General features: G+C 44.5%; 8 protein-coding genes, 2 tRNA genes and 3 rRNA genes. 7 read left to right on the forward strand and 6 right to left on the reverse strand.

Annotated elements, in window-relative coordinates; genetic code table 11:
* Positions 1-3: 3 nt before the first annotated feature.
* From rrf to NQU59_RS00025, 5 genes are all read right to left on the reverse strand, one after another.
* Positions 4-118 (reverse strand): 5S ribosomal RNA (rrf, locus tag NQU59_RS00005).
* Between the two features lie 175 nt (positions 119-293).
* Positions 294-3,181: ribosomal RNA gene (locus NQU59_RS00010) — 23S ribosomal RNA — on the reverse strand.
* 408 nt (positions 3,182-3,589) lie between these two features.
* A tRNA-Ala gene (locus NQU59_RS00015) sits at positions 3,590-3,665 on the reverse strand.
* Between the two features lie 55 nt (positions 3,666-3,720).
* A tRNA-Ile gene (locus NQU59_RS00020) sits at positions 3,721-3,797 on the reverse strand.
* 59 nt (positions 3,798-3,856) lie between these two features.
* A 16S ribosomal RNA gene (locus tag NQU59_RS00025) occupies positions 3,857-5,395 on the reverse strand.
* Together the 16S, 23S and 5S rRNA genes with 2 tRNA genes alongside form the textbook arrangement of a ribosomal RNA operon.
* A 562-nt stretch (positions 5,396-5,957) precedes the next feature.
* Here NQU59_RS00025 and NQU59_RS00030 point away from each other — a divergent pair.
* From NQU59_RS00030 to NQU59_RS00055, 6 genes are all read left to right on the forward strand, one after another.
* Positions 5,958-6,845 (forward strand): MlaA family lipoprotein, encoded by an 888-nt coding sequence (locus tag NQU59_RS00030; RefSeq protein WP_257064425.1) that lies wholly within the window; start codon positions 5,958-5,960, stop codon positions 6,843-6,845.
* Positions 6,846-6,978: 133 nt separating this feature from the next.
* A complete protein-coding gene (gigA, locus tag NQU59_RS00035; RefSeq protein ID WP_005239578.1) occupies positions 6,979-7,947 on the forward strand; it encodes an RsbU family protein phosphatase GigA in 969 nt (322 codons plus the stop codon).
* A 102-nt stretch (positions 7,948-8,049) separates the two neighbouring features.
* A complete protein-coding gene (gene gigB / locus NQU59_RS00040) occupies positions 8,050-8,571 on the forward strand; it encodes an anti-anti-sigma factor GigB (RefSeq protein ID WP_005239579.1) in 522 nt (173 codons plus the stop codon).
* Positions 8,572-8,599: 28 nt separating this feature from the next.
* Positions 8,600-9,424 (forward strand): carbon-nitrogen hydrolase family protein, encoded by an 825-nt coding sequence (locus tag NQU59_RS00045; protein WP_257064428.1) that lies wholly within the window; start codon positions 8,600-8,602, stop codon positions 9,422-9,424.
* Positions 9,425-9,634: 210 nt separating this feature from the next.
* Positions 9,635-9,997: a DUF4951 domain-containing protein gene (locus NQU59_RS00050; protein WP_005239581.1), complete on the forward strand. Its 363-nt coding sequence runs from the start codon at positions 9,635-9,637 to the stop codon at positions 9,995-9,997.
* A 335-nt stretch (positions 9,998-10,332) separates the two neighbouring features.
* Entirely contained in the window at positions 10,333-10,767 is a 435-nt protein-coding gene (locus tag NQU59_RS00055) for an organic hydroperoxide resistance protein (protein ID WP_005239582.1), read from the forward strand.
* Positions 10,768-10,834: 67 nt separating this feature from the next.
* Here the strand turns inward: NQU59_RS00055 and gspE are convergent, their stop codons facing one another.
* Complete coding sequence (gene gspE, locus NQU59_RS00060; protein WP_043971210.1) at positions 10,835-12,325, reverse strand: type II secretion system ATPase GspE; 1,491 nt, start codon at positions 12,323-12,325, stop codon at positions 10,835-10,837.
* A gap of 93 nt (positions 12,326-12,418) precedes the next feature.
* Between gspE and NQU59_RS00065 the strand changes: the two genes are divergently transcribed.
* Complete coding sequence (locus NQU59_RS00065) at positions 12,419-13,240, forward strand: hypothetical protein (protein WP_005239584.1); 822 nt, start codon at positions 12,419-12,421, stop codon at positions 13,238-13,240.
* Positions 13,241-13,243: the final 3 nt, after the last annotated feature.

Genomic DNA, 13,243 nt, shown 5'->3' on the forward strand with positions numbered 1-13,243 from the left:
AAAAGCTGGCGATGACTTACTCTCACATGGCAAGTGCCACACTACCATCAGCGCTAAGAGGTTTCACTTCTGAGTTCGGGAAGGGATCAGGTGGTTCACTCTTGCTATTGTCGCCAGCAAACTGTTGTGGTGCTTTCGGGTCTTAATCACGATGTATTCATCGTATGCCTTACTTACGGTCCAAAGAGTTATTAACGGATTAGTTTAATCGAGTCGGTATTGTAACTAGTTTTCACACTAAATCAAGTTATGTATTGAATTTATCTTGAATACAACAACTGTTTGGGTGTTGTATAGTCAAGCCTCACGAGCAATTAGTATTGGTCAGCTTCACACGTCACCGTGCTTCCACACCCAACCTATCAACGTCCTAGTCTCGAACGGCTCTTTAGAGGAATAAATTCCTAGGGAAATCTTATCTTGAGGTAGGCTTCCCGCTTAGATGCTTTCAGCGGTTATCCCTTCCGAACATAGCTACCCGGCGATGCGACTGGCGTCACAACCGGTACACCAGAGGTTCGTCCACTCTGGTCCTCTCGTACTAGGAGCAGATCCTCTCAAATTTCCAGCGCCCACGGTAGATAGGGACCGAACTGTCTCACGACGTTCTAAACCCAGCTCGCGTACCTCTTTAAATGGCGAACAGCCATACCCTTGGGACCTGCTTCAGCCCCAGGATGAGATGAGCCGACATCGAGGTGCCAAACACCGCCGTCGATATGAACTCTTGGGCGGTATCAGCCTGTTATCCCCAGAGTACCTTTTATCCGTTGAGCGATGGCCCTTCCATACAGAACCACCGGATCACTAAGACCTACTTTCGTACCTGCTCGACTTGTGGGTCTCGCAGTTAAGCGCGCTTTTGCCTTTATACTCTACGCGTGATTTCCGACCACGCTGAGCGCACCTTCGTACTCCTCCGTTACTCTTTAGGAGGAGACCGCCCCAGTCAAACTACCCACCAGACATGGTCCTCGCCCCGGATTACGGGGCAGAGTTAGAACCTCAACATTACCAGGGTGGTATTTCAAGGACGGCTCCATTAGAACTAGCGTTCTAACTTCAAAGCCTCCCACCTATCCTACACAAGTAAGGTCAAAGTTCAATGTCAAGCTGCAGTAAAGGTTCACGGGGTCTTTCCGTCTAGCCGCGGGTACACTGCATCTTCACAGCGATTTCGATTTCACTGAGCCTCTGCTGGAGACAGCGCCGCCATCATTATGCCATTCGTGCAGGTCGGAACTTACCCGACAAGGAATTTCGCTACCTTAGGACCGTTATAGTTACGGCCGCCGTTTACTGGGGCTTCGATCAAGAGCTTCGCTTACGCTAACCCCATCAATTAACCTTCCAGCACCGGGCAGGCATCACACCCTATACGTCCACTTTCGTGTTTGCAGAGTGCTATGTTTTTAATAAACAGTTGCAGCGGCCTGGTTTCTGTGGCTGCCAATAGCTCAGGGAGCAAGTCCCATCACCGTCAGCAGCGTACCTTCTCCCGAAGTTACGGTACCATTTTGCCTAGTTCCTTCAGCAGAGTTCTCTCAAGCGCTTTGGTCTACTCGACCTGACCACCTGTGTCGGTTTCGGGTACGATTCCTGTGTAACTGAAGCTTAGAGACTTTTCCTGGAAGCATGGTATCAGCCACTTCACTGTACAAGTACAGCTTGCTATCAGCTCTCAGCATAGAGCACCCCGGATTTGCCTAAGATGCATGCCTACTGCCTTCCACCTGGACAACCAACGCCAGGCTGACTTAACCTTCTCCGTCCTCTCATCGCATTACACAGAAGTATTGGAATATTAACCAATTTCCCATTGACTACGCCTCTCGGCCTCGCCTTAGGGTCGACTCACCCAGCCCCGATTAACGTTGGACTGGAACCCTTGGTCTTTCAGCGAACGGGTTTTTCACCCGTTTTGTCGTTACTCACGTCAGCATTCGCACTTCTGATACCTCCAGCATACTTCTCAATACACCTTCATCGGCTTACAGAACGCTCCCTACCACTTGACTTAAAGTCAAATCCGCAGCTTCGGCACATAGTTTTAGCCCCGTTACATCTTCCGCGCAGGCCGACTCGACTAGTGAGCTATTACGCTTTCTTTAAAGGGTGGCTGCTTCTAAGCCAACCTCCTAGCTGTCTATGCCTTCCCACATCGTTTCCCACTTAACTATGATTTTGGGGCCTTAGCTGGCGGTCTGGATTGTTTTCCTCTTGACTACGGACGTTAGCACCCGCAGTCTGTCTCCCGGATAGTACTCATTGGTATTCGGAGTTTGCATCGGTTTGGTAAGTCGGGATGACCCCCTAGCCGAAACAGTGCTCTACCCCCAATGGTATTCGTCCGAGGCGCTACCTAAATAGCTTTCGGGAGAACCAGCTATCACCAGGCTTGATTAGCCTTTCACCCTATCCACAAGTCATCCCCTGGCTTTTCAACGACAGTGGGTTCGGTCCTCCAGTTAGTGTTACCCAACCTTCAACCTGCTCATGGATAGATCGCCTGGTTTCGGGTCTATACCCAGCAACTAAACGCCCTATTAAGACTCGATTTCTCTACGGCTCCCCTATGCGGTTAACCTTGCTACTGAATATAAGTCGCTGACCCATTATACAAAAGGTACGCAGTCACCGAACTAGTCGGCTCCCACTGCTTGTATGCATGCGGTTTCAGGATCTATTTCACTCCCCTCACAGGGGTTCTTTTCGCCTTTCCCTCACGGTACTGGTTCACTATCGGTCAGTCAGGAGTATTTAGCCTTGGAGGATGGTCCCCCCATATTCAGACAAGGTTTCACGTGCCTCGCCCTACTCGTCATCATTGTGTGTGCCCTTTCGTGTACGGGAATATCACCCTCTACGTTCGCACTTCCCAGAGCGTTCCACTAGAACACACACAACTTAATGGGCTGCTCCCCGTTCGCTCGCCGCTACTAAGGGAATCTCAATTGATTTCTTTTCCTAAGGGTACTGAGATGTTTCACTTCCCCTCGTTCGCTTCATAAGCCTATGTATTCAGCTTATGATACCCGCCTTGTAGCGGGTGGGTTCCCCCATTCAGAAATCTCCGGATCAAAGGATATTTGCCGCCTCCCCGGAGCTTTTCGCAGGCTATCACGTCTTTCATCGCCTCTGACTGCCAAGGCATCCACCACATGCACTTAATTACTTGACTATACAACCCCAAACAGTCGTTACACCTACAAGTGGGTGTAGCAACAGAATCAATGTAAACATTAATTCATACAGCTTGTTGTTTCGTGAACTTAATCACCGTACAGCTTCAATCTAAATTCATATACCAAAACGCTTGATTCAGTGTTTTTGCTAGTTCTCAGATTAACTCTTCATCTAACTGAAATACTTACGTATTACCGTTAGTGTCAAATTAATCGAGTTTGAACAATTTATTTCAGACTCAATTCTACTAATCTGTTAATGATTAACTACCACCTCGTCGGTGCGTAGTAAACTGTGATAAATCACAGAGATTAATAAACCAGTCAACTTGGACTGTATTCACTAAACTCTATAATCTTCTTAGCTTTGAATTAATTTCGTTCTTACAAACTCTTTTAATTCATGGTGGAGACTAGGAGAGTCGAACTCCTGACCTCCTGCGTGCAAAGCAGGCGCTCTACCAACTAAGCTAAGTCCCCAGCTTATCACTTAATGAACGACATATCTTTTAATCTAAGCTTCAGCAATCAGATTTGGTGGGTCTGACAAGACTTGAACTTGTGACCCCACGCTTATCAAGCGTGTGCTCTAACCAACTGAGCTACAGACCCTCAGATACATCTTCGAAGAACAACTTGTTGTGGATTCTTACCAGTCACCAATCTTTCGTTAAGGAGGTGATCCAGCCGCAGGTTCCCCTACGGCTACCTTGTTACGACTTCACCCCAGTCATCGGCCACACCGTGGTAAGCGTCCTCCTTGCGGTTAGACTACCTACTTCTGGTGCAACAAACTCCCATGGTGTGACGGGCGGTGTGTACAAGGCCCGGGAACGTATTCACCGCGGCATTCTGATCCGCGATTACTAGCGATTCCGACTTCATGGAGTCGAGTTGCAGACTCCAATCCGGACTACGATCGGCTTTTTGAGATTAGCATCCTATCGCTAGGTAGCAACCCTTTGTACCGACCATTGTAGCACGTGTGTAGCCCTGGCCGTAAGGGCCATGATGACTTGACGTCGTCCCCGCCTTCCTCCAGTTTGTCACTGGCAGTATCCTTAAAGTTCCCGACATTACTCGCTGGCAAATAAGGAAAAGGGTTGCGCTCGTTGCGGGACTTAACCCAACATCTCACGACACGAGCTGACGACAGCCATGCAGCACCTGTATCTAGATTCCCGAAGGCACCAATCCATCTCTGGAAAGTTTCTAGTATGTCAAGGCCAGGTAAGGTTCTTCGCGTTGCATCGAATTAAACCACATGCTCCACCGCTTGTGCGGGCCCCCGTCAATTCATTTGAGTTTTAGTCTTGCGACCGTACTCCCCAGGCGGTCTACTTATCGCGTTAGCTGCGCCACTAAAGCCTCAAAGGCCCCAACGGCTAGTAGACATCGTTTACGGCATGGACTACCAGGGTATCTAATCCTGTTTGCTCCCCATGCTTTCGTACCTCAGCGTCAGTATTAGGCCAGATGGCTGCCTTCGCCATCGGTATTCCTCCAGATCTCTACGCATTTCACCGCTACACCTGGAATTCTACCATCCTCTCCCATACTCTAGCTTCCCAGTATCGAATGCAATTCCCAAGTTAAGCTCGGGGATTTCACATCCGACTTAAAAAGCCGCCTACGCACGCTTTACGCCCAGTAAATCCGATTAACGCTCGCACCCTCTGTATTACCGCGGCTGCTGGCATAGAGTTAGCCGGTGCTTATTCTGCGAGTAACGTCCACTATCCTAGAGTATTAATCTAAGTAGCCTCCTCCTCGCTTAAAGTGCTTTACAACCATAAGGCCTTCTTCACACACGCGGCATGGCTGGATCAGGCTTCCGCCCATTGTCCAATATTCCCCACTGCTGCCTCCCGTAGGAGTCTGGGCCGTGTCTCAGTCCCAGTGTGGCGGATCATCCTCTCAGACCCGCTACAGATCGTCGCCTTGGTAGGCGCTTTACCCCACCAACTAGCTAATCCGACTTAGGCTCATCATTTAGCGCAAGGTCCGAAGATCCCCTGCTTTCTCCCGTAGGACGTATGCGGTATTAGCATTCCTTTCGGAATGTTGTCCCCCACTAAATGGCAGATTCCTAAGCATTACTCACCCGTCCGCCGCTAGGTTAGGTAGCAAGCTACCCTTCCCCGCTCGACTTGCATGTGTTAAGCCTGCCGCCAGCGTTCAATCTGAGCCATGATCAAACTCTTCAGTTTAAAATCATTAGTAGCTTATGGCTACAAATCTTGGCTCATCAATTTTCTGACTAAAAATTCGCTCAAATAAACTTCGAGAAATTTCTACTCTTCAATCAATGAAATATTTTCGATTGATCAACTAGTAAAAATCCACACAAGTTGTTCTTCTATTCTCTTAATGATCTTCTCGATGATTCGTCATCATCAAGCTAGGTCGGCTATATTACTCTCAATTTCTTAAAAGTCAACAGGTAATTTAGATATTTAGCAAACTTATCAATCAACTCAAGAATCTAACCTTTTCAGCCAAATCCTTGTTTCTCAATAAGTTTTTATCTGCATCACCGCCGATGGATGTGCATTCTACAGCATTCCTAACCCAATACAACCCCTAAATAAACTTTTTATTCAAGTGAACATTTTTAAACCAAAATCACAATTTTTCTTATATTTTTCGATCGAATTTGTTTTAATAATAAGAGAACAACTAAACTATATATCTCATCTCTATGTTTTGCGTTTAATAGCGCAATCATTTAATGGCTGTATCATTTCGCTCTAACAGCGATTAAGGACTTATATGCATTACTCTAATTTTATCTTGCTTGGGTTGTTAACTGCTGGGGCTTGTTCATCAGTATTTGCTCAAGACACATCAACTGATTCAGCCACTCAACCGGCCCCAGCTGGCACTCAGGTTAATGCTGAGCAAAAAGTTACAACCATACAAGCTATAAAAGACTTAAAGCATCTTACCAAGAATGATTTAAAGGTGAATGCAAATGCCGCACAACCTGATTCAGTGAAAGACCCACTACAACCATTGAACCGCCAGATTTATGCTTTTAATGATATGTTAGATCGAAATATCTTAAAGCCTGTTGCGATTCAATATGTCGCTAAAGTACCAGAACCAGTTCGCAGCCCATATCGTCAGTTCCGTAAAAACCTAGGTGAGCCTTGGAATGCAGTTAACCAGCTCATTCAAGGTCGCCCAACGCGTGCAGCAAAGACACTCGGTCGTTTTACCTTGAATACCTTAACAACTTTAGGCTTTGCCGACCCTGCCCGTCGTTTGGGTTTAAATACTGAAGAAGAAAGTTTTGGTGTAACACTTGGTTATTATGGCGTTCCATCTGGTCCTTATGTGATGTTACCGTTCTTTGGTCCAAGTACCTTCCGTGATGGTTTTGGTTTAGCTGCAGATAGTTTTGGCCGCCCTCAAAAATATTTATTAAATGATCAACAAGGAATTTATTGGTCAACCAATCTATTACAGGCAGTTGATGCACGTTCACAGATTTTAGATATTGAAGAAAGCCTAAAAGGCGATAAATATTCGATGATCCGAGATTTTTACTTACAACGTAAATCATTCCAGATTGCAGAGAAACGTGGTGATTCAAATGACGTCTCTTTTGTTGGTGATGTAGATGATGCTGACGACGGCGCTTCTAAAGCAAAATGATTTATTTAAAATAATGTTTTACAAACTTATGTATTGTCAGAAAATTTAAACTCTGGCAATACTATGTTCTAGATTTTATTCATTTCTACGAATGAATTAAAAAACGATCATACAAAGGATTGACTACTCATCTATGTATTTCATTCAACCTTCCCGCTCTATACCTTGTTTAAATCAAGCTTTAACTGAGTTGCCGAGTCTACAGGTTATTCAAATCGATGATTTGGATTTGTATGATCAAACCATCATTGCAATAGCAGATGTACAAGATTTTTTAAAATATCAATGGAAATTTCCTACCGTTGTCCTTGCATTTGAACATGAAGGCGCTGCTTTGGCCCAAGCATGGGAATTAGGTGCGTTGGCAGGTTGGATTTGGGATAGTTTACCTAAAAACCCAGTTCATTCTTTATTTAAAATAGATGCGCAATACAAACGCAATCAAGACAGTCGAGATTTACCCTCTGCGGCAGAATTACAAAAGCGCCTGTTACCCAATCCAATTGAATTACCCAATTATCAATTTGAATCCTTTTTTCAGCCTTCTGCTTATTTATCTGGTGATTGGTATGATTATTGGCGCCTAAATGATGAAGAGGTTTTATTCTATCTTGCCGATGTTTCCGGGCATGGTGTTACCAGTAGTTTATTAACCTCCTGGATGGCCGCTTTTCATGGCCGTTCAAAGACCCCAGGTCAGTTGATTCAAAAACTCAATGCCATGTTAGTACAGGAAAATATTGAAAAACATATTACCATGGTTGCAGGTATATTAAACCTTGCAACACATGAGGTGCGCTGGTCCAGTGCTGGACATTATCCACCTCCAATTATTTTTGAACCGAATAAACCACCACAAATTTTAACCACCAGTAGCTTTCCTTTGGGTCTAACCGAAGAACTTGAAGTTGAAGAACATCATTGTAAATTAAGCCGTCATGCAAGGTTCATTTTATGCTCAGATGGCGCTTTAGAGCCCTTTGATGGTGGTCTTAATGATCAGTTCAACCAATTGGTCGAACATCTACAAAAAGACTCCTTCAAAGCGCCTGATCACGTTGCAGATGACATCGCAATTTTGAGCCTCCGCCGAATGAATTAACATTAAAATCAATTATTTAATTTAATAACCTCGCGCAACCACTTGTGTCTGCAATATCACTATGGGATAATTTTATATCCTTTCTCTGAAAATGGCATTTATATGTCAACAGGTCATGTTGAATATGCAAGTTTGAACGGAACGCATATTTTCAAGCTTATTGGCGAAGTGCGTGCTCACTCTTGTATAAGTCTAGACAAACTACTCAACAGGATTGAACAACAACAGAATGTTGTTGGTGCAATCGTTGATTTAACTGAAACCACATTTATTGATAGTACTGTGTTAGGCATACTAGCAAAATTGGGTTTAAAGCTTAAGCAAGCTCATCACATACAAGCAGTTATGCTGTCGACAAATCCAGACATTACCACCTTAGCCAACAGCATGGGGCTAGGGCAGGTGTTTGTGATTTTAAATTACTGCGGCGATCCAAATGTATGCACGCTAGAGCTTACAGATGAACATGTCACACATAGTGCTATGCTCAATACCGTACTCGATGCGCATAAAACGCTGATGCGTTTGAATGAAAACAATCAGAATATGTTTGAACCACTGGTGAAGCAATTGCAAAAAGAACAAGATTGTTTAAACCACGACGTACAAAAACAAAACGCTTGATCATTAAACCTAGTATTGTGGCTTCTATATGACCTTACTTTCCGTTGCACAAATGAATTCTCAAAATGACATTGAAGCAAATTTCAATGTCATTGAATCATTGCTTCAGCAGAGTAAGGCTCAAGGAGCAGAGCTGATTGTTTTTCCAGAAAATTTTGTTTGCTTTGCAGCGGGCAAGCAACGCGAAACTGCTGCGCAATTCGAAGTCATTCAAGCACGTTTAGAACAATTGGCACATCGTTATCAAATCTGGATTATTGCAGGCACACTCCCATGCCCTTTTCGTCCAGATGGTTCAATCATTTCTGATGGCCGGGTCCGTACAGTAAGTCTGTGTATTAGCCCTGAAAGGACTGAGGCACGTTATGACAAAATCCATTTATTTGATGTACAAGTGAGTGATGCAGTTGGGGGGTATCAAGAATCTAAATTTTTCGAACCTGGCAATCAGGTGGTAGTTGCCAAAACCCCTTTTGGCAATGTTGGTCTGATGGTTTGTTATGACTTACGTTTCCCTGAACTTGCTTTAACTTTACGCCAACAAGGTGCCAATATCTTAACCGCCCCTGCTGCATTTACCTACACCACAGGTCAACTGCATTGGCAATTGCTGCTACAGGCACGCGCCATGGATAGTCAGTGTCATGTTTTAGGCGCTGCACAACAAGGCTGGCATGGTGAACAACGCCAAACCTGGGGCCATGCAGCTATTACGGATAGTCGTGGTCAACTGCTACAAAGCATTGACAGCGAAGGCCATGGTTTAATTAGCAGCAGTTTTAACCTTGCGGAACAAAATCAGCTTCGTCAAGCAATGCCGCTCATGCAACATCGTACAATCATTCATTATTGATCTTGTTCTTGCTATTCTCTTTCTCTAAACAATAAATTGTATAAAATTAGTACAGACAGCAACAATCTGACTGAGATGATCAAATTTTATAAATGTCTGATCTATAGAATCATGATTTAATACAAATTATTGATCATCGTAGAACAGATTCAAGTGATTTGAAGTGCGAATGATGTAACATCGTCAATTAATTCTTATTAAGCTTTATTCATGTTTAGATTGATTTTAATTTTATTTTTTTTGGGGACAACCGCACAACTTCATGCTTCATCGCTTGATCTCGATGGGGATGAGTCCATGCAATCTTCTCGCATTTTATCTACGCCGCAAAATTTATCATTGAATGCTTTTGGGCAATGGGTCATTGGTTGGGGGACAGGTGCTGAAGGTGCAAGGCAACGATTAAGCAATATTCGACGTGAGGATGTTGTGGTAATTAAGCAAAAAGGTGCCACCTTGGATATGATCAAAGCTTGGCAACAGCACTTTGAACTTGAGGCACAAAATAATCTGAGCAGTCCAACAGCACTTTATCGGGCTCGACTGATGAAAAAGATCGCTGAACTTTGGTAGAGACAGTTTTAAAAATTACTCTTTTTTTATAAGCATAAGCATGATCACTTGTGCTTTTTTTGTTTTAGCAGCTTGATCTCTCTATTAAAAAAACAATTCATCATGTTTCAGCTAGACAAGCCCCGCTCTTTCAACAGATCAAGACTTAACTTTCCTTACTAGAATAGATGACTGACATGCATTTCCGTGAAAGCAGGAATTGCTACAAAAGCGAAGATCAAAACCTACAAACATTCGCACTTTAAAGGTCAGAACATACAACGTTTACTTACTTGTTTTTAAATTTAGATCCAGTACGATCTAATTGCACTCAATAATATTCAGGAATAATAATCATGTCTTTAGAACAAGTGGTTTATCGTGCGAAAGCAAAAGCAACGGGTGGTCGTGATGGACGAGCAACTTCTTCTGACGGTGTTTTAGATGTTCAGTTAGGCGTACCAAAAGAAATGGGCGGCGCTGGTGGTGCCGTAACCAACCCTGAGCAACTGTTTGCTGCTGGCTATTCAGCCTGTTTCTTAGGTGCAATGAAGTTTGTTGCCAATCGCGATAAATTCAAAATTAGCAAAGATGCTTATGTCGAAGGTGAAGTCGGGATTGGCCCGATCCCAAATGGTTTTGGGATCGAAGTGACTTTAAATGTTTATCTACTTGGTATGGAACAGGCTGAAGCAGAGCAATTGGTTGCGGCTGCACATATTGTCTGCCCGTATTCAAATGCAACCCGTGGCAATATTGATGTGAATTTTAATATCGTGACTGCTGAATAAGCATTTCACATACAACAAAGAAAAACAGCATGAATAGATCATGCTGTTTTTCTATTTAGCGCTTTGATTATTCTTCCGCAGCCTCATTGGTGACACGAAGTACCTCTTCTAAAGTCGTCTTCCCCGCCAAAACTTTTAATAAACCATCATCACGAATGGAAGCAGCATAACGACGTGCATGATTTTCCAGTTCAAATTCAGCTGCATTACCATGAATGAGACGACGCATCGACTCATCTACAGGCACAATTTCATAAATTGCGGTTCGACCACTAAAGCCAACGTGTGAACATTTTTCGCAACCATGTGGTTCTGGTAGCTGCATATATGCATCCACTTTAAGGTGCTGGAACACTTGTCGCTCAAAATCATCAGCCTTACGCCAAGTCACGCAATGCGGACATAAAGTCCGTACCAAACGTTGCGCGATTACCCCAATCAATGAACTCGCCAACAAGAAGGGTTCAATTCCCATATCCTTCAGACGCGTCACTGCACCAATCGCGGTGTTGGTATGCAGTGTTGACAAGACCAAGTGACCCGTTAAAGAAGCTTGCACCGCAATTTCAGCAGTTTCCAGATCACGAATCTCACCGACCATCACCACATCAGGATCTTGACGTAACATCGCCTTGAGCGCACGCGCAAAGGTCATATCGACTTTGGTATTGACCTGAGTTTGGCCAATCCCTTCCAATTGATATTCGATCGGATCTTCAGCGGTCAAAATATTACGGGTATTGTCATTCAAATCAGATAGTGCCGCATATAGTGTGGTGGTTTTACCCGAACCCGTTGGGCCTGTGACCAAGATAATGCCATGCGGACGATGCACCAATTGCGTTAAACGTTCATAGTCATTCTGCATCAAGCCCAAATGCGTCATGTTCAGACGCCCTGCTTGCTTATCGAGCAAACGCATCACCACCCGCTCACCATGTGAAGACGGTAACGTCGAAACACGCACATCCACTTCACGCCCTGCAAGACGCAATGAGATACGACCATCTTGCGGAATCCGCTTCTCGGCAATATCCAGTTTGGCCATGACTTTGATACGTGATACTAGCAACGGCGCTAATTCACGGCGTGGCTGTACAATTTCACGCAATTGCCCATCAACACGTAAACGTACCGAGAGTTTTTTCTCAAAAGCCTCAATATGGATATCCGAGGCACTAACCCGAATCGCTTCTGACAGTAATGCATTGATTAGACGCACGATCGGCGCATCATCTTCCTGATCCATCAAGTCTTCGGCTTCAGGCACTTGATCGGCCAGACTCAAAAGATCGGGATGATCTTCCAAGCCTGCAGCAACCTGCTGCGACTCCCCTGTATCCCCTGCATAGCTAGAACTGAGTAAGGCGTGAAACTCTTGATCAGTACAAAGTTGATCATGAGCTGATTTCCCCAAAATTCGGCGAGCTTCCTGCAAAGCAATACGCGCGGTGTCCTTGCGTCGTACAATAAAAACTTGATCGCCTTCATAACGTAACAAAACGCCATGTCGTTTAGCGAAACTATAAGGAATTTGTATTTGTTTAAGTATTTGCATCACACAAATAATGATAAAAGAAAGCAGTGAGTGTACTCTAAGCAGATTACAGCGTGAAGTCTGTTTAGCATACTCACACAGGAATTTTGCATCTTGTCTCAAAATAATCAATATGAAGCGCCGCATTCCAATAGTTTGAAATGGTGGGGCGAACAACAATTTGAAATCCAGCAAACCAAAGCTTGGCAATTCGGGTCATTACTGTTTCGTCTGACACGCGGTATTAAAGAGTGGCGTTTGGAATATCATCGTCCACAGTCTCAGCACGACTATGAACAGCAATGGAAAATTCTGAACGATACTGAGTTTGCCATGCCGCCCCCAGCAAAAATTGAACGCTATATGTTTCATAAAACCAATAGCAGCTTCCACCTGATGCCCCGTTTGGCCGATCGCTCAGTGGTGATTCGACCTGTTGATCCAATTTATATTCCTGCGGGTCAACGCGGAACCTTATATATCAGCACCCCTTTATGGATTGCAGGTTTGGTGGATGGGCTCTCTGAGCCTTTATTTGATATTCCAGTGATTCAACCCAAAGACACCTGGTTTGGTAAAGATCCGCAGAATGGCGAGATTTGCTATGCGACTTCAGTCGACGGGCGTATTGATTTGAATCTACTCAAACCCCGTGCGTTCCGCGCAGTGACTCCGATTGAGTTCCACAATACCAGTCATCATCAACTGCGCTTTGACCGTATGAATGTACCCGTCCCTGCGCTGCCTTTATTTTATAGTGAAAGTACGGGGCGGTTATGGACCTCACAAATCAAAGTCTATTATGAGGGTACCGACCACCCTGCACGTATCAGAATCGAAAACAAAACCCCAAGTCCTGCGGGTGAAGTGGTTTATGTGCACCCACCTCGTGCCCCAGGCAGTACCTTATTCAATATGTTTGATTCATTCTTTTAAGGG

Source organism: Acinetobacter colistiniresistens (assembly GCF_024582815.1).
Taxonomy (GTDB): Bacteria; Pseudomonadota; Gammaproteobacteria; order Pseudomonadales; family Moraxellaceae; genus Acinetobacter.

Bases quoted from the DNA above. Each gene is read 5' to 3' on its own strand.
- NQU59_RS00030 (WP_257064425.1), top strand. From the start codon at position 5,958: ATGCATTACTCTAATTTTATCTTGCTTGGGTTGTTAACTGCTGGGGCT.
- NQU59_RS00055 (WP_005239582.1), top strand. From the start codon at position 10,333: ATGTCTTTAGAACAAGTGGTTTATCGTGCGAAAGCAAAAGCAACGGGT.
- NQU59_RS00045 (WP_257064428.1), top strand. From the start codon at position 8,600: ATGACCTTACTTTCCGTTGCACAAATGAATTCTCAAAATGACATTGAA.
- gigA (WP_005239578.1), top strand. From the start codon at position 6,979: ATGTATTTCATTCAACCTTCCCGCTCTATACCTTGTTTAAATCAAGCT.
- gigB (WP_005239579.1), top strand. From the start codon at position 8,050: ATGTCAACAGGTCATGTTGAATATGCAAGTTTGAACGGAACGCATATT.
- NQU59_RS00050 (WP_005239581.1), top strand. From the start codon at position 9,635: ATGTTTAGATTGATTTTAATTTTATTTTTTTTGGGGACAACCGCACAA.
- gspE (WP_043971210.1), bottom strand. From the start codon at position 12,325: ATGCAAATACTTAAACAAATACAAATTCCTTATAGTTTCGCTAAACGA.